At 66.2% G+C, this 17,869-nt stretch carries 9 protein-coding genes; 7 read left to right on the top strand and 2 right to left on the bottom strand.

From position 1 onward, the window contains the following. Positions 1-14 precede the first annotated feature (14 nt). From IAG41_RS06360 to IAG41_RS06345, 4 genes are all read left to right on the top strand, one after another. Entirely contained in the window at positions 15-2,243 is a 2,229-nt protein-coding gene (locus IAG41_RS06360; protein ID WP_187727665.1) for a hypothetical protein, read from the top strand. Beyond that, positions 2,240-4,882, top strand: a complete 2,643-nt coding sequence (locus IAG41_RS06355) for a hypothetical protein (RefSeq protein ID WP_187727664.1) — start codon at positions 2,240-2,242, stop codon at positions 4,880-4,882. The genes IAG41_RS06360 and IAG41_RS06355 overlap by 4 nt, the downstream gene beginning before the upstream one ends. 63 nt (positions 4,883-4,945) lie before the next feature. After that, positions 4,946-7,186 carry a hypothetical protein gene (locus tag IAG41_RS06350; RefSeq protein ID WP_187727663.1) on the top strand — a complete coding sequence of 747 codons (2,241 nt, stop codon included), beginning with the start codon at positions 4,946-4,948 and terminating at the stop codon, positions 7,184-7,186. After that, complete coding sequence (locus IAG41_RS06345) at positions 7,183-10,011, top strand: family 78 glycoside hydrolase catalytic domain (RefSeq protein WP_187727662.1); 2,829 nt, start codon at positions 7,183-7,185, stop codon at positions 10,009-10,011. Before IAG41_RS06350 ends, IAG41_RS06345 begins: the two co-directional genes overlap by 4 nt. 18 nt (positions 10,012-10,029) lie before the next feature. Here the strand turns inward: IAG41_RS06345 and IAG41_RS06340 are convergent, their stop codons facing one another. Then, the gene (locus tag IAG41_RS06340) at positions 10,030-11,244 is read right to left on the bottom strand and encodes an SGNH/GDSL hydrolase family protein (RefSeq protein ID WP_187727661.1); all 1,215 of its coding nucleotides are present in this window, start codon (positions 11,242-11,244) and stop codon (positions 10,030-10,032) included. After that, positions 11,241-13,202 carry a beta-galactosidase gene (locus tag IAG41_RS06335; protein WP_316251093.1) on the bottom strand — a complete coding sequence of 654 codons (1,962 nt, stop codon included), beginning with the start codon at positions 13,200-13,202 and terminating at the stop codon, positions 11,241-11,243. Before IAG41_RS06335 ends, IAG41_RS06340 begins: the two co-directional genes overlap by 4 nt. Before the next feature lie 231 nt (positions 13,203-13,433). Here IAG41_RS06335 and IAG41_RS06330 point away from each other — a divergent pair, with 231 nt between their 5' ends. Genes IAG41_RS06330 through IAG41_RS06320 form a run of 3 tightly spaced genes read left to right on the top strand, consistent with a single transcriptional unit; the run spans position 13,434 to position 17,787 of the window. Further along, positions 13,434-15,251, top strand: a complete 1,818-nt coding sequence (locus IAG41_RS06330) for a beta-L-arabinofuranosidase domain-containing protein (protein ID WP_187727659.1) — start codon at positions 13,434-13,436, stop codon at positions 15,249-15,251. After that, a complete protein-coding gene (locus tag IAG41_RS06325) occupies positions 15,251-16,519 on the top strand; it encodes a ribulose-bisphosphate carboxylase large subunit family protein (RefSeq protein WP_187727658.1) in 1,269 nt (422 codons plus the stop codon). Before IAG41_RS06330 ends, IAG41_RS06325 begins: the two co-directional genes overlap by 1 nt. Beyond that, on the top strand, positions 16,516-17,787 hold the full coding sequence (locus IAG41_RS06320; protein WP_222950486.1) for a four-carbon acid sugar kinase family protein: 1,272 nt from the start codon (positions 16,516-16,518) through the stop codon (positions 17,785-17,787). Before IAG41_RS06325 ends, IAG41_RS06320 begins: the two co-directional genes overlap by 4 nt. Positions 17,788-17,869 lie beyond the last annotated feature (82 nt).

Here is a 17,869-nt window from a genome sequence, read left to right as displayed (position 1 = left end):
TGGGGAGAACGGCGATGCGGCAGGCACGACGGTTGGCAACGGGCGCGTTCACGGCGGCGATCGCCTTGTCGGCATTGGCCTCGGCCCCCGCATGCGCGCAGGACATTCCGCTCCAGCCGTTCCCGGTGAACCACGAGCAGCGCATCGATTCCGCGGCGGATGCACGTTTCCTGCTGGATGGTCCGGCGGGGAAATACGGCTTCATCCAGGCGCGGGATGGGCATCTCTATCGCGGCGACGGAAAGCGTTTCAAATGCTGGGGCGTCAACCTGACCGGCTTCAGCACTGGATCGGCCTTGCTGCTGCCGCACCAGGAAGCGCGCGAGATGGCGGCGGAGCTGGCGCGATTGGGCGTCAACTGCGTGCGCATGCACTTCCTCGATCTGCCCAAGACCCAGTCGCAAAAGTCTGCCGGCGATCTCGGCCCCGATCCGGTGCCGGTCAAGCAGATGCCCGCCGGCCTGATCTCCGACGGAGACAGTTCCAGGATGCTCGATCCAGGGCAGCTCGACCTGCTCGATTTCCTCTTCGCCGAGCTCAAGAAGAACGGCATCTATGTCGACTTCAACCTCAATGTTGGCAGGACCTATCGGCCGGGCGACGGCGTCCCCGACTATGATCTGATCGGCAATGCCAAGGCCTATACCTATTTCGGCCCGGAGCTGGTGGCGCTGCAGAAGGAATATGCCAAGCAGCTGCTGGGGCATCTCAACCCGTACACCAAGCTGCGCTATGCGGACGACCCCGCGGTGGCGATCGTCGAGGTGGTCAACGAGAACTCGCTGCTCGAATTCTGGATGCGCAACTGGCTGCGCGGCGAGCGGGTGAAGGGGGGCAAAAACTACCAGCTCGACATGACGCCGCACTACCAGGCGCTGCTGGTGGGCATGTACAATGACTGGCTCGCCAAGAACCGCTCGGCAGGCGACCTAGCCAAACTGCGGGGCATGGCGGGCGTTGCCGCGGGGCAGCCGGTGCCGTTCATGCGGCGCGGCGATCATCCGGATGCGCCACGGCCGCGGCTCGATGCTGAACTCGCATTCCTGACCCAGGTCGAGATCGACTTCCATGCCGAGATGAAGCGCTTCCTGAAGGAAGCGGTCGGCGTGAAGTCGCCGATCACGCCGATGGCCGATCACACCTATTTCATCGCCAACCAGCCTTTGATGCGGACGGCGAACAAGTCCGACATCATGGACGCGCATGTCTATTGGCAGCACCCGGCGATCTACGGCCACCGCGACGATCCGATGGTGAACAGCCCCGAGCTGTCGATCATCCAGAAACTCGCCCGCAGCGCGACGGTGGGCAAGCCGTTCACCGTCAGCGAAGTCAATCATCCCTATCCGAGCGATTACGGCTCGGAGATGATCCCGATCCTGGCCTCTTACGCGGCGCTTCAGGATTGGGACGGCATCTTCTTCTACACCTATGAATCCAAGATCCACGGCAAATGGTCGCCGATGGTGACGGGCGAATTCGATATCGCGCTGGACCCGGTGAAGATGGCGCAGATGCCGGCGGGAGCGATGCTCTTCCTGCGCGGCGACGTGTCGGCGGCGAAGAAGGTGCTGACGCGGTCCTATTCGACCGACCAGATCAGCGAGGCGTCGCGGTTGCCGCGAGGAGACATGCCCTACTACACGCCCGGCTTCGACGTGACGATCCCGCTCGTGCACGGCTCACGGGTCACCTGCCTCGACTGCAAGCCGACGCTGCCTGCGCCGTTGCCGGAGGCGAACCCGATCGTGTCGGATACCGGCGAACTGAGCTGGCGCACGGACGGCGGCAAGAACGGGTTGGTGTCGATCGACACGCCGCGCAGCCAGGCGCTGGTCGGGTTCATCGCCGCCAATACGCAAGTGCAGACGCGCAATCTCTCGCTGGACATCAAGAACCAGTTCGCGGCGATCACGCTCTCATCGCTCGACGGCGAGCCACTCAATTTGTCGAACCGGATGCTGCTCACCACCACCGGCAAGGTCGAGAACACCGGCCAGAAATGGAACGACCGCCACGCGATGCTTTCCAACTGGGGCACCGCGCCGACGCTGATCGAGCCGATCACCGGCTGGATCCAACTCAAGGATTTGGAGGGCGCGATCGGCGTGTCCGCGACGCCGCTCGACGGTGCCGCGCGTCCGATCGGGCAGGAAATCAAGGGCCGGATGATCGAGCCGGGCTGGGAGATCGCGGTGGGGACGCCGGCGACGACCAGCTATCTCATCCGCGTCGAACGATGATCGAACGCAGGAACGTCCTGAAGCTCGGGGCCGCGGCTGCCGCGGCAACGGCGGTGGGTGCCACGGCTGCAAGCGCCGCCGCTCCGGGCAAGATGTGGATCGTGTTCGACCCGGCCGACCCGATCGCCTCGTCGACGCCGGTCGCCCGGGCGGTGGACCAGCTTCGCAAGGCGCTGGCGGAGAGGAAGGTGGAGAGCGTCGTCTCGGCCACCGCGGACCCGGCTTCCGGCGATCTCGTGCTCATCCTCGCCGATAGAGGCTCGGGTCATGCCGAGGGTTTCGCGATCGCGCCCGAGCGGTTCAAGGGCACGCGGGCGCTTCGTGCTTCGTCGCGCGGCAGGCTGGGCCTGGCCTATGCGGTGCTGGAGCTGGCGGACCGGGTGCGCTTGTCGGCCTCGCCCGATCTCGGGCTCGATATCGCCGCGATGGACGAGAAGCCCGCGAACGCGGTCCGCAGCATGGCGCGGTCCTTCTGCAGCGAGATCGAGGACAAGGGCTGGTATTACGATCGCGCCTTCTGGACCGACTATCTCGACATGCTGGTCGCGAACCGGTTCAACCGCGTCGCTTTGTTCTTCGGCTTCGGCTACGACTTCCCCAGGAACATCACCGACGATTATTTCCAGCTCCCCTATGTCTTCCTGTTCGACGTGCCGGGCCATGACGTCCGGCTGAACCCCGCGCTCCCGGCCGGCGAGCGCGAGAAGAACCTCGAGACGCTCAAGTTCATCTCGTCCGAGGCCGCGGCGCGGGGGCTGCACTTCCAGCTCGGCATCTGGACGCATGTCTATGAATGGGTGGAGAGCCCCAAGGCATTCCACCGGATCGAAGGGCTCACGCCCAAAACCCACGCCGCCTATTGCCGCGATGCGCTGGCCAGGCTGCTCACGGAATGCCCGGACATCAACGGGGTTACCTTCCGCATCCATGTCGAGAGCGGGATCAAGGACGGCAGCTTCGGTTTCTGGAAGACCTTGTTCGAGGCGTTCGCGGCGGCTGGCCGTCCCGTCGAGATCGACATGCACGCCAAGGGCATCACCGAAGAGATGATCGCCATCGCGCAGGCGACCGGCATGCCGATGCAGGTCAGCCCCAAATTCTCCGGCGAGCATATGGGGCTCGGCTATCATCAGGCCGATATCCGCGAGAACGAGGTGCCGACACCTGCGCGGATCGCCGCGACCGGCAACAGCAGCAGCGGCGTGCGGCGCTTCACGCGCTACGGCTATGCCGATCTGTTCGTCGAAGGCCGCAAGTACGGCGTGCTGCATCGCCTGTGGCCGGGAACGCAACGGTTCCTGTTGTGGGGCGACCCGGCTACCGCCGCCGCCTACTCGCGCGCGGCGAGCTTCTGCGAGTCCTCCGGGCTGGAGATTTGCGAGCCGCTGACCTTCAAGGGGCGCGAGGCATCCGGCCATTCCGGCGGCCGCAACGCCTATCGCGACAAGGCGCTCGAGCCTGGCCTCAACGACTGGGCGAAGTTCGAATACGAATATCGGCTATGGGGCCGGCTGCTCTACAATCCCGATGCCGATCGGGCGGGCTGGGGCCGCTACCTGACGCGCCGCTTCGGCCCGGCCGCGACCGCTGCGGAGGCGGCGCTGGCGCACGCCTCGCGCGCGCTGCCGCTGTTCACCACCGCGCACATTCCGTCGACCTCGAACCGGTATTACTGGCCCGAGATCTACGACAACATGCCGGTGATGCCGCTGACGGGCTACAAGCCGATCGCGGACCTGCCCGATGGCTATACACTGGCGGACATCAGCCCGCTCGATCCGCAGCTCTTCTCCTCGATCGCCGAGCATGCGGAACTGGTGGTGGCGGGAAAGCCGAACCCCAAATATTCCCCGGCCGAGGTCGCCCGTGCTCTGGAAGGTTTTGCCGGGATGGCCGAGACGGCCCTGAGGCAGGCGCGGGCGAAAGCACCGTCCGGGCCAGCCTTTCGTCGGCTGGAAGAGGATGTCCTGATCCAGGTCGGCCTGGCCCGCTTCTTCGCTGCCAAGCTGCAGAGCGGCCTGTTGTTTCAGATCTATCGAAAGACCGGGTCGACCGAGATCGGCCGCCGCGCACTCGCGATCTACGCCAGGGGTCGCGACATCTGGGTGGCGATGGCCGAGCGCGCTCGCGGGGTGTATGCCCCCGACATCAGCTTCGGCACCGAGGCGATCGTCCAGCGCGGGCATTGGATCGACCGAGTGCCGGACGTGGATCGCGACATTGCCGCGATGCGGGCGGCGCTGGCGAATGCTGCGCAGCAAAGCGCCAGGAATGATGCGCCGGTCGTCGAGCGTATCCTCGATCCGTCGCGGCCGCATTATGCGATCGAGCATTCCGCGCTGGACAGCTTCACGCCGGGCGGGCCCTTGACCGTAAGCCTGACCGCGCCTTCGGACGTGCAGCGCGGTACGCTGTACTTCCGCCACGTCAATCACGGCGAGCGCTGGCGGTCGCGGCCGATGACCGGGGCCGGCCAGCGGCATTCCGCGGAGATACCGGGCGACTACACGGCCTCGCCGTTCCCGCTGCAATATTATTTCCTGCTGCAGGGGACCCGGGGCGAGACGCTGGCACCGGCGCTCGGCGCGGATTGGGCCGGTCAACCTTATTACGCGGTCTGGCACCGGCGAAGTGCCTGACCCCGCAAGCGACACGACATTCACTAGCGGCTCGAGATGCAGCCGCGCTCAGGGGAGGGCATGATGATCAAATTCAGTAAGCGCAGGGAAATCGGGCGCGGTCTGCTCGGCATGGGGGCGATGATCGCCATGACGGCGCCGGCGTGCGCGCAGGACATTCCGCTCCAGCCGTATCCCGTGAACCACGAGCAGCGCGTCGATTCCGCGGTGGATGCGCGCTTCCTGCTGGATGGCCCGGCGGGGAAATACGGCTTCATCCAGGCGCGCGACGGGCATCTTTATCGCGGCGACGGCCAGCGTTTCAAATGCTGGGGCGTCAACATGACCGGATGGGTGGTGGGATCGGAGGAGATTCCCTCGCACCATGACGCCGAGATCTACGCCGCGGAGCTCGCGCGGCTGGGCGTCAATTGTGTCCGCCTGCACTTCCTCGACCGGCCTGATACTGAGAGCCAAGTGCGCAACGAGGGCGGCGACCGCGCGCCCGGCGCCGGGCCGTTCACGCATGGACCGCGTGGCCTGATCCGCGGCGACCTGAAGGACAGCCAGCATTTCAACGCCGAGCGGCTCGACAATCTCGATTACTGGATCGCCGAGCTCAAGAAGAACGGCATCTATGTCGACTTCAACCTGAATGTAGGGCGCCGCTTCACTGTCGGCGACGGCGTGCCCGATGCGGAGCTGCTGGGGCCAGCCAAGGCGTTCACCTATTTCGGGCCCGAGCTGATCGCGCTGCAGAAGGACTATGCCAAGCAGCTGCTGGGGCATCTCAACCCGTACACCAAGCTGCGCTATGCGGACGATCCGGCGGTTGCGATCGTCGAGGTGGTCAACGAGAATTCGCTGCTCGAATTCTGGATGCGCAACTGGCTGCGCGGCGAGCGCACCAAGGACGGCAAAAACCTCCAACTCGACATGACGCCGCATTACCAGGCGCTGCTGGTCGGCATGTACAATGACTGGCTAGCGAAGAACCGCAGCGCCAAGGAGATCGCCAGCCTGCGCGGCATGGCCGGCATCGGCGCCAGCGAGAAGGTGCCCTTCATGCGGCGCGGCGACCATCCGGAAGCACCGCGGTTGCGGCTCGATGCCGAGCTGGCGTTCCTGACCCAGGTCGAGATCGACTTCCATGCCGAGATGAAGCGTTTCCTGAAGGACGAGGTCGGCGTGAAATCGCCGATCATCCCGATGGCGGACCATACCTATTTCATCGCCAACCAGCCACTGATGCGGACGGCAAACAAGTCCGACATCATGGACGCGCATGTCTATTGGCAGCACCCGGCGATCTATGGCCGGCGCAACGAGCCGATGGTCAATTCGCCTGAACTGTCGATCATCCAGAAGCTGGCGCGCTCGGCCACGGTCGGCAAGCCGTACACGGTGAGTGAGGTCAACCATCCGTACCCCAGTGACTATGGTTCGGAGATGATCCCAATCCTGGCGTCCTATGCGGCATTCCAGGACTGGGACGGCATCTTCTTCTACACCTTCGAGACCAAGATCACCGGCAAATGGACGCCGATGATCGGCGATCATTTCGACATGACGCTCGACCCGGTGAAGATGGCGCAGATGCCGGCCGGGGCGATGCTCTTCCTGCGCGGCGACGTGTCGGCGGCGAAGAAGGTGCTGACGCGGTCCTATTCGACCGATCAGATCAGCGAGGCGTCGCGGCTGCCGCGGGCGGACATGCCCTATTACACCCCCGGTTTCGACATCAAGATCCCGCTGGTCCACGGCTCGCGGGTCACCTGCCTGGACTGCAAGCCGACGCTGCCTGCGCCGTTGCCGGAGGCGAACCCGATCGTGTCGGATACCGGCGAACTGAGCTGGCGCACGGACGGCGGCAAGAACGGGCTGGTGTCGATCGACACGCCGCGCAGCCAGGCGCTGGTCGGGTTCATCGCCGCCAATGCGCAAGTGCAGACGCGCAACCTGTCCGCGGACATCAAGAACCAGTTCGCGACGATCACTTTGTCATCGCTCGACGGCAAGCCGCTCAACCTGTCGAACCGCATGCTGCTGACCACCACCGGCAAGGTCGAGAACACCGGCCAGAAATGGGATGAGCGGCGCGCGATGCTGACCAATTGGGGCACCGCGCCGACAGTGATCGAACCGATCACGGGCTGGATCCAGTTCAAGGATCTGGAAGGCGCGATCGGCGTGTTCGCGACACCGCTGGACGGCGCGGCGCGGCCGGTGGGTCCCGAGATCAAGGGCCGGATGATCGAGCCGGGCTGGGAGATCGCGGTCGGCACGCCGGTCACGACGTCCTATTTGATCCGCGTCGAGCGGTGACCGCGCCCCGTCTGACCCGTCGCGGCCTGATGGCTGCGACGCTCGCTACATCGCTCGTGCCTAAGGCTGCGCTTGCCGCGCCCGGTAGCGTGAGCCTTCGTCCCGCGCGGCCGCGCGTCGAATGGCGTGCGCAGCCCGAGGGGATCGACATGCTCCGGCCCCGCTTCGGCTGGACCGCCGAGGCGGTCGATCCCGCCGCGCGCGGGTTGCGTCAGACGGCGTGGCGTATCGTAGTCGCCAGCACCGAGGCGGACGTCACCGCCGGCCGCGGCGACATATGGGACAGCGGCAAGATCAAGAGCGCGAAGTTCGGCGCGCGGCTCGGTCGGGACCTGCGGCTCGGTTCTCAAAGGCCCTATTGGTGGTCGCTGATGCTGTGGGACGAGCGGGGAAGGGCCTCGCAATGGAGCGCACCGGAGCGGTTCTTCACCGGCGTGATCGGTGATGGCGGATGGAAGGCGAAATGGATCGCGGCCGAGCCGGGCTGGCCGATCCGCATCGCCGAATCGCGCAAGGGCGCGGCGGTCGAGGGGGCCAAGCCGATGCCGTTGTTCCGGCGAGGATTTGCGGTCCGCAAGCCGGTGCGTCATGCGATCCTGTCGATCAGCGGGCTCGGTCATTATGTGGCGAGCATCAACGGCCACGAGACGACCCAGTCGATGCTCAATCCGGGCTGGACCGACTATCGCAAGACTGTGCTCTACAACAGCTATGACGTGGCCGACCTGCTGCAGCCGGGCGCCAACGCGATTGGCGTGATGCTGGGCAACGGCATGTACAATGTCGAAGGCGTCAAGGATCGCTACAAGAAGTTCGTCGGCACCTTCGGACAACCCAAGCTGATCGCGCAGCTTGCGATCACCTATACGGACGGCACGCGGGAGCTGATCGTCAGCGACGAATCCTGGGTCACGCGACCCGGCCCGATCACCTTCTCGTCGATCTATGGCGGCGAGGATCATGACGCGCAGCGCGAAATCGCGAACTGGAATCGCGCCGAGGCGGCGACGGAGGGCTGGTCGCCCGTGCTGCTGGTCGATGGGCCGCCGGGCAGGCTCAAGGCGCAGGGCATCCCGCCGATGACGGTCGACACGATTTATCCGACCGTCCGGATCACCGAGCCGAAGCCGGGCGTGTTCGTCTATGATTTTGGCAAGAATGCCGCGAGCAGGCTGGCCTTGAAAGTGCGCGGGCCTGCCGGCGCGACGATTCGCCTGAGCCCGTCCGAAGTGCTCGGCAGCGATGGCTTGATCGCGCCGCGCAGCATCGGCGCACGGCCGGGCCTGCCGGTCTATTACGCCTATACGCTGGCCGGGCGCGGCGAGGAGGTCTGGCGACCGCGCTTCATGTATTGCGGGTCACGCTATCTGCAGGTCGAGGGCGCAGTGCCAGCCGAGCGCGCCGGGCCGAACGACGTGGCCGTCGTCAGCCTCGCGAGCGAGTTCGTCCACACCGATCTGCGCCAAAGCGGGCGCTTCGAATCCAGCCAGGAACTGCTCGTCCAGGTGCACGACCTGATCAAGCAGGCGGTGCTCAGCAACAGCGCGAGCGTGTTCACGGATTGCCCGCACCGCGAGAAGCTCGGCTGGCTCGAGCAGGACCAGCTCAACGCCGAGACCGTCCTCTATATCGAGGACGGCGTGACGCTCTACGAGAAGACGATCGCCGATATCGTCGACGCGCAATTGCCGAGCGGCCAGATTCCCGAGATCGCGCCGGAGTTCGTCCAGTTCCTGGGCGTCGACGAGATGTATCGCGATTCGCCCGAATGGGGCGGCGCGGTGGTGATCGCGGCGTGGAAGACGTACAGGATGTACGGCGATCCGAGCGTGCTGGAGAGCGGCTATCCCGCGATGCGGCGCTATGCCGATCATATCGAGGGAAAGCGCACCGGGGACGGGCTGGTGGTCTATGGCCTGGGCGACTGGCTCGATCTCGGGCCGCGCGCGGAAGGCAAGCGCACGCAGCTGACGACGATGGGGGTGACGGCGACCGCCACTTATTATCAGATGCTGACCTGCCTGGTGGAGATCGCGCGGCTGCTCGGGCGACCCGCGGCGGAAGTCGCCGACTTCCAGCGGCGGGCGGCGAACGTCAAGGCTGCGTTCAACGCGGCCTATTTCCATGCCGACAAGGGCAGCTACGACACAGGAAGCCAGACCGCGAACGCGATGCCGCTTGCGCTGGGCATGGTTCCGGCGGGGCAGGAGAAGCGGGTTCTCGCCAGCCTCGTCGCGGATATTCGATCGCGAGGCGATCACGTCTCCGCCGGCGATATCGGCTTTCACTATGTCGTGCGTGCGTTGGCCGAGCATGGCGCGCCCGAAGTGCTGCACGGGATGCTCTCGCGCACCGATGCGCCGAGCTACGGCGCGCAGGTCATGGCCGGCGCGACTGCCCTTACCGAGAATTGGGACCCAAAGCTCGGCGGCTCGCAGAACCACTTCATGCTGGGGCACGCGCTGGCGTGGCTCTACATCGGGCTGGCCGGGATCAAGGTGGATTTCTGGAATCGCGCGGCGCCGGCGATCACGATCGCGCCGCAAACCGTACCGGGACTCGAATCCGCCGGGGCGAGCTATGATTCGGTGCTCGGGCCGATCCGCAGCGCATGGCGGCGGCAGGGTATGGCGATCCGGTTCGAGATCGAGGTTCCGCCGGGCGCGCAGGCGGTGATCCGGCTTCCCGTGCCGCTCGGCCGCATCCGCGAGAGCGGCGCCCCGGCCAGGAGCGCCGCGGGCGTCGTGAAGGCACTGGACATGGCCGGCACCGCAACGCTCATCGTCGGTTCCGGGCGCTACGTGTTCGAGGCGGCCGCGGCGTAACCCGCGACCGCTCCACGATCAGCAACCCTGGGCGAGGATCACCGGCAGCGCCGTCTTGGCCATACGCGTATAGCCGGCATCGTTCGGGTGGAGATGGTCGCCGATCTGCTCGGGAAGGCGCATCACCGTCGGCTTGCCTGGCTCCTGCATCGCGAGATCGAAATCGATCACGCCGTCGAAGCGCCGCGTGTTGGCGCGGATCCAGCGGTTGACCGCCTCGCGGCGCTGCTCGCCTTCTGGAGAGGCATAGGCGGCGCCCTCATAGGGCAGCACCGTGCCAAAGATGACCTTGAGCCCGCGCGCCTTCGCCCGGGCGAGGATCTGCTCATACGCCGCGATCAGCTGCGGCGCGGTGGGCTGCCAGTCCTTGGCGGGGTCCTTGACCTTGCCGATATCGTTGATGCCTTCGAGCACGACGATGTGCGTTGCACCGGGCACGGACAATGCATCGCGATCCAGCCGCGACAGGGCGTTCGGCCCGCGCCCGCTGCTGAGCAGGCGGTTGCCGCTGATGCCGGCATTGGCGATCGCCCAGCAGCGTCCGCGCGCATTGGCGGCGAGCATCCGACCGAGCTGATCGGGCCAGCTCATCGCCTTGCCGGGCGAGGCGCCGGCGCCTTCGGTTATCGAATCGCCGAAGGTCACCAGCACGCGCGTAGCGGTCGTGCCGCCGACCTCCAGTGCGCTGACCACGCCCGAGGCACGAGCATGGCGCGGCGCGGGCAGGTTGAGCATCGCCGTGACATCGCCGGCTGCGACATCGACCATCTGGGCATGCGCGGGGGCGGCGGTCTCGTCGGGATAATGGATCGAGACGGCGACGCGCTCGCCGGCCTGGACCGGATAGGCGATCGGATCGGATAGCATCGGCGCGCGGGCTGGCACCGTGACGCCACGGGCCTGCCCGAACTGCAGCGAACGCAGGCTGCCGGGAACAGGCTTGCCGTCCGCGTCGAGGCGCAGGATCGAGGCCGCGCCGATGCGCAGCGGCGCGTCCGAAAGCTCGTTGGTGAAGCGCACCCGCACGCTCCTGCCGGTCACGCCGACGCGGATTTCCTGGCGCACGGTCTCGTCCTTGAACGGGCGGCCGAATCCCTTGCCGTCGCGCGTATCGGGCTCATAGCCGATCGGCGGGGAAGCCCAGGCGGGCACCCAGCGATCGGGTACGACCGCGTGCGCCGCCGTGAGCGCAAACAAGCCGAACAGGGTAGGGGCCAGGAGAGTGGTCTTCATTGGCGAGCCTCCGGGGCGAGTTGGAACAGGGCGATGCCGTGCGCCGGCACCTGGCCATCGGCCCAATCGCCCCCGGCCGGCTTGGCGCCGGCCGGTAGTGCCAGAGCATGCGCGACACTGCCATGATTGATGGCGATCAGGATGCGCTTGCCGGCACCGGCGCGCTCGGCGATCTCGAAATCGGCGTGGGCGCCGGCGACCAGCGGCGTCACCTTGGCGTCGGCGAGCAAAGATGCGGCGAGCTTGGCCATCGTCTCCGGATCGAGCCATGCGCCGACATAGGTGATGCTGCCCTTGCCGACATTGCGCGTCACGATCGCCGGCTTGCCGTTGAGCCATCCCCCGGCATCGGCATAGGTGGCGAGGGTGCGGACGTCGCGCGCAGTGGGTTCGAGCTCTTCGGCCCAGATCGCAGCTTTGCCCGTCACCGAACCGGTGATGCTGACGCCCTGATCGAGCGCATAATATTGCGCGACCCTCGCGCCGAGCAGCGCGGCTAGCGGCCCGGGCTGGCGCTCGGGCCAGAGCGCGTTGGCATCGTCCTTCATCCCCGAGCGTGGGCCGAGCACGAGGTGTCCGCCGCGGCGGACATAGGCTTCGAGCGCCTTTGCCTGCGTCTCGGTCAGCACGTTGAGATTGGGCGCCACGACCAGCGGGTAGCGCGCCAGATCGGCTTCGGCGGGAAGGATGTGCACGCCCTGCGACTGCACTCGGAGCGGCCGATAGAAATCGGTGAACGCCTTGACCGGGTCGAAATCCTTGTGGTGGCGTTGCAGGTCGATCGCCCAGCGGCTGTCATAGGAGAAGAGCATCGCCACCTTCGCCACCGGCTGGGTATCGGCGAGGAGGGGCGTGGCCTTGATCAGGTCGCTGGCGACATGGGCGATCTCGGGCTGGATCGGATTGGGTTGGCCGTCCTGACCCAGGACCGATCCGTGATAGGTCTCCTGGCCGTTCGGCGAGGGGCGCCACTGCCAGTAGAGCACCGCGTCCGCGCCGTGCGCCACCGATTGCCAGGCGAGCTCGCGCACCTGGCCGGGATCGAGCGCGCGGTTGACCGGCACCCAGTCGACCCGGCCGGGCTGCGTCTCCATCAGCCAGAAATTGCGCTGCTTGTAGCCGCGAACGAGATCGTGATTGGCGCCGTTCGCCACCCAGTTCGGGCGGCCGTCCGGGATGTAATTGTCCCATGCGGCGATATCGAGATCGCGGTGCATGACGAAATGGTCGAAGCCCGCGTTCCAGAACATCGTGTTGGTAGTGATGAACGCGTGGGGATCGACCAGCGGCCGGATCGCGCGGACCTGGTTCTGGATATAGTCGGTCCAGGTCGCGGTGGTGAAATGCTTGAAGTCGAGCAGCAGGCCGGGGTTTTGCTGGCCGGTCGCGTGGAGCGGCACCTGATCGAAGCTGTTGTAGAACTGGCTCCAATATTGCGTCGCCCAGCGGCGGTTGAGTTCGTCGATCGTGCCGTAGCGCGCTTTGAGGAAGGCATGCCAGGCGGCGACGGACTCGTCGTCGAATGAGGGCGGGCCGACCTCGTTGTCGATCTGCCAGCCGACCACCGCCGGGTTCTTGCCGTAGCGCTTCGCCATCTCGGTGGCGATGCGGCGCGAGAAATCGCGATAGCGCTGGCTGGCGAACGAGAAGTGCCGCCGCGCGCCATGTCCGGCGCGCGTGCCGCTCTCGTCGACGCGCAGCACGTCGGGATATTTCTGGGTGAGCCAGGCCGGCGGCGACGCGGTAGGCGTGCCGAGCACGACCATGAAGCCGTGGCGCTGCGCGGCGCCGATCGCACGATCGAGCCAGGCGAAGTCGAACTTGCCCTCTTCGGGCTCCATCCGGCTCCAGGCGAACTCGCCCATCCGGATGGTGTTGAACCCGGTCGCCTTCATGAGCGCGAGATCGGCCTCCCAGCGGCTCTCCGGCCATTGCTCGGGATACCAGGAGATACCCACCGCAATCGCCGCGCGATCGGCGAATGCAGTCGCGCGGGAGGGGAAGTCGACGGTATGCGAAGGTGCCGCATGCGCGGCTACGTTGCTCAATAGCAGGGTAAGTGCTATCGCTACTGGCCTACAGATCATACCACCCCTTGCCATTTATATTATGATATGAATAGGGGTATATCCGGTCTGGCGGGCTAAACGCCAGTGATAATCGGACAAGGTTCGAACGAGGAGATGGATGTGGGCGAGGGCGTTTCGAGGCGGGATTTCTTCCATTGCGCGGCCTGCGCGGCAACCGCGGTTGGCGCAGCGGCGCTGCCTTCGGCGGCTTGGGCCGGTGCTGCGGCTGCTGCGCTGCGCGGCGCAGAAGCGCTGCACGAATTTCCCTATGGCGCAGTGAAGCTCACCGGTACCGGACGGATCAAGGAGCATTACGACCGCATCCATTCGCATTATCTGGCGCTCGACAATGATCGCCTGCTGAAGGTCTTCCGCCAGAATGCCGGGCTGCCGGCGCCGGGACCAGACATGGGCGGCTGGTACGATGCCGACGGCTTCGTGCCGGGTCTCGCCTTCGGCCAATATGTCTCGGGCCTCGCGCGCCTCGCGGCCGCGACCGACGACAAGGCCGCGCATGCCAAGGTCGCGGCCCTGGTCGACGGCTTCGGCGAAGCGATGGTCCGAGCCAAGAACCCCTATGCCGGCCCCAAGGCGCAGGCGCAGTGGGCGGCCTATGTGATGGACAAGTACGTTGTCGGCCTGGTCGACGCGTATCAGCTGAGCGGCGTGCAGCGGGCCAAGGAGCTGCTACCGATCATCATCGACAAGTGCATGCCCTATATCTCGCCGGTCTCGCGCGACCGGATCGGCAAGGTCGATCCGCCCTATGACGAGACCTATGTCCTGTCGGAGAATCTGTTCCACGTCGCGGACATCACCGGCGACGAGAAATATCGCGCCATGGCGGTGCATTATCTCCTCAACAAGGAATGGTTCGATCCGCTCGCGGCTGGCCAAGACGTGCTGCCGACCAAGCATGCCTATAGCCACACGATCGCGCTGAGCTCGGGCGCGCAGGCCTATCTGCACCTGGGCGATCCGAAGTATCGCAAGGCGCTCGAGAATGCCTGGACGTTCATGGAACCGCAGCGCTTCGCTTCGGGCGGTTGGGGGCCGGAGGAGCAGTTCGTCGAGCTGCACAAGGGCAAGCTCGCCGCGACGCTCAAATCGTCCAAGGCGCATTTCGAGACGCCGTGCGGCGCCTTCGCCGATATGAAGCTGGCGCGCTATCTGATCCGGTTCACCGGCCAGCCGGTATATGGCGACGGGCTCGAGCGCACGCTCTACAATACGATGCTGGCGACGCGCCTGCCCGACAGCGACGGCGATTATCCCTATTATTCGAACTACGGCCCGAACGCCGACAAACTCTATTATCAAAAGAAATGGCCCTGCTGTTCGGGCACGCTGGTGCAGGGCGTCGCCGATTATGTGCAGGGACTGTATTTCCACGATGACAATGCGCTGGTCGTGAACATGTTCGCGACGTCCGAGGTCACCTGGGATCGCGCCGGGGGCGCGGTCCAGGTGGCACAAGAGACCAGCTATCCGGCGACCGATTCGACGCGCCTGACGGTGCGCAAGGCGGGCAATGGCAGGTTCGCGATGAGGTTGCGCGTCCCGGCTTGGGCGAAGGGCGCGACGCTCGCGGTCAACGGCAAGGCGCAGGCGGTGACGCCGGGCACGCTGGCGACGGTCTCGCGGACGTGGAAGGCGGGCGATACCGTCGATCTCGTCCTGCCGCAGACGCTGCGGACGCACGCGATCGACGACCAGAATCCCGATCTCGCGGCGGTAATGCGCGGTGCGGTAATGTATGTCGGCGTCAATCCTTGGGACGGCATCGAAAACCAACCGATCGCATTGCCCGGCGCGCTCGCACCGGTTCCCGGCCAGCAACAGGCGTATCGCGCCGGCGTCGATGGGCGCGACCTGGTGTTCGTGCCGTATTTCGCGGTCGATACCGAACGCTACAACACCTATTTCAAGATCGCATAATGGCTGACCGCGTCACCGCTACCTACTGGATCGAAACGGCGTTTCCGCTCGCGCAGGCGGCGGAAACAATGGCGGGTGAACAATCGACCGGCACCTTCGTGCGAGTGCCCGGCGAGACCGTCGCGCTGCGCGAGGCGCATTCGGCGACTGTCGAATCGATCGAGGAACTGGAGGATGCTTCGGGGCCCTCGCTTCCCGGTTCGGGCCTGCCCAAGGGCGGCGGCGATGGCCGTCGTCGCACCGCGCGCGTCGTGCTGTCCTGGCCGGTCCATAATTTCGGACCGTCGCTGCCCAACCTGCTCGCGACGGTCGCCGGTAATCTCTCCGAGCTGAAGGCCTTTTCGGGGCTCAAGCTGCTCGATCTCAAACTGCCGCCGGTATTCCTGACGCGCTATGAGGGGCCACAGTTCGGCGTGGCAGGTACGCGCGTGCTCGCCAATGTCTATGACCGGCCGTTGATCGGCACGATCATCAAGCCGAGCGTCGGGCTCGATCCCGAGGCGACCGCCGCGCAGGTGAAGGGGCTGCTCGACGCAGGCATCGATTTCATCAAGGACGACGAGCTGCAGGCCGATGGTCCCGCCTGTCCGTTCAACGCGCGTGTCTCCGCGGTGATGCGCGTCATCAACGCGCATGCCGATCGTACCGGCAAGAGGGTGATGTATGCCGCCAATCTGACCGGTGACATCGACGAGATGCTGGCGCGACACGATCATGTGATGGCCGAGGGCGGCACCTGCATCATGGCGAGCATGAACTCGATTGGCCTGCCGGCAATGAAGGTGCTGCGCGCGCACAGCCAGCTGCCGATCCACGGCCACCGCAACGGCTGGGGCATGCTCGGCCGCTCGCCCGCTATCGGGATGAGCTATGTCGCGTTCCAGAAGATGTGGCGCTTAGCCGGCATCGACCACACCCATGTCAACGGGCTTGACAACAAGTTCTGCGAGACGAACGAGAGCGTGATCGCTTCGGCGCGGGAATGCCTGACGCCGATGTTCGATCCGCCCAATCCGGGCTGCGAGATCATGCCGGTCTTCTCATCCGGCCAGTCCGCGAAGCAGGTGCACGCGACCTATGCGGCGCTGGGTTCGATCGATCTGATCTATGCGGCGGGCGGTGGCATCCTCGCGCATCCGAGCGGGCCCGCGGCGGGCGTGACCGCGCTTCGCCAGGCATGGGACGCCGCGATCGCCGGGGTGCCGCTCGACCAGGCTGCGCGCGAGGCGCCGGAGCTGCGGGCGGCGCTGGGAGCATTCGCGGGGTGACGCCCCTTTACGGCTATTACGGCGACGACTTCACGGGATCGACCGACGTCCTGGAGCAACTTGCCGAGGGCGGCGTTCCCGCCGTCCTGTTCCTGCGCAAGCCTGACGCCGCGCTGCGAGCGCGCTTCGCCGATGTGCGTGCGATCGGGCTTGCGGGCGACAGCCGGAGCCGCTCGCCCGAATGGATGGACGCCAACCTCCCCGAGGCCTTCGCCGCACTCGGCGATGCGGCCATCGTCCACTACAAGACCTGCTCGACCTTCGACAGCAGCCCGGCCGTGGGTTCGATCGGCCGTGCGATGGAGATCGGCGCGCGTGCGTTCGGCGGGATCGTGCCGATCCTGGTCGGCGCGCCGCATCTGCGGCGCTATGTCGCGTTCGGCAATCTGTTCGCAGCAGCGGGCGACGAGGTCTATCGCATCGACCGCCACCCGACGATGTCGCGCCACCCGGTGACGCCGATGCACGAGGCGGACCTGCGCCGCCATCTCGCGCTGCAGACCGACATGTCGGTCGCTCTGGTGCCTATCGACCGCATTCATGCCGGGGAGGCGGCTGCGGCATTCGATGCCGTGACCGACGGTGCGGTGCTGTTCGACGGGATCGACATCCCCGATCTTGCCACTGCGGGAGCGATCTTGTCGTCGCGGGGCTCGCGGTTCGCGGTCGGCAGTTCGGGCGTGACGCGCGCGCTGGTGATCGAGTGGCAGGCGAACGGCACGATCGAGACGCCGAGCGAGCTTGCGCGTGCGGGGGAAGTGGATCGCCTGCTCGTTGTGAGCGGCAGCTGCTCCCCGCTTACCGGACGGCAGATCGGGCGGGGTATCGCGGAGGGCTATGTCGGAGTCGGCGTCGATGTTGCGGCTTTGCTGCGCGGCGAACAAAGCGAAGAGGCGCGCCTTGCGGCTGCCGCCGAAGCTGCCCTGACCGCCGGTGGTCGCTGCGTGATCCATTCGGCGGAAGGCCCGCTTGGTGATGCCGCGCCGGCGGCCGGGGATTTGCTGGGCGCAGCGTTGGGACGCGTTGCGCAGGCCGTGATCAAGCGTCAGGGCCTTCGCCGCATCCTGTTCGCGGGCGGCGACACGTCGAGCCATGGGGTGGCGGAGTTGGGCATCGACGCACTGACCTGGGCGGCGCCGATGGCGCCAGGCTCCCCGCTGGTTCGCGCCCATGCCTCGGAGCCCGCGATCGACGGGCTCGAGCTGGTGCTGAAGGGCGGCCAGATGGGCGGCGAGGACTTTTTCGAGGTCGTGCGGCGCGGTCGCTAAACCGGTGCTCCTGCGAAAGCAGGAGTCCGGTATCACAAGCGAAGCGCCCGTGGCTCTAGGCTCCTGCTTTCGCAGGAGCACG

The sequence above is a fragment of the Sphingomonas sp. JC676 genome (assembly GCF_014489075.1).
Classification (GTDB): Bacteria; Pseudomonadota; Alphaproteobacteria; order Sphingomonadales; family Sphingomonadaceae; genus Sphingomonas.
This window is presented reverse-complemented; position numbering and strand designations above follow the sequence as displayed.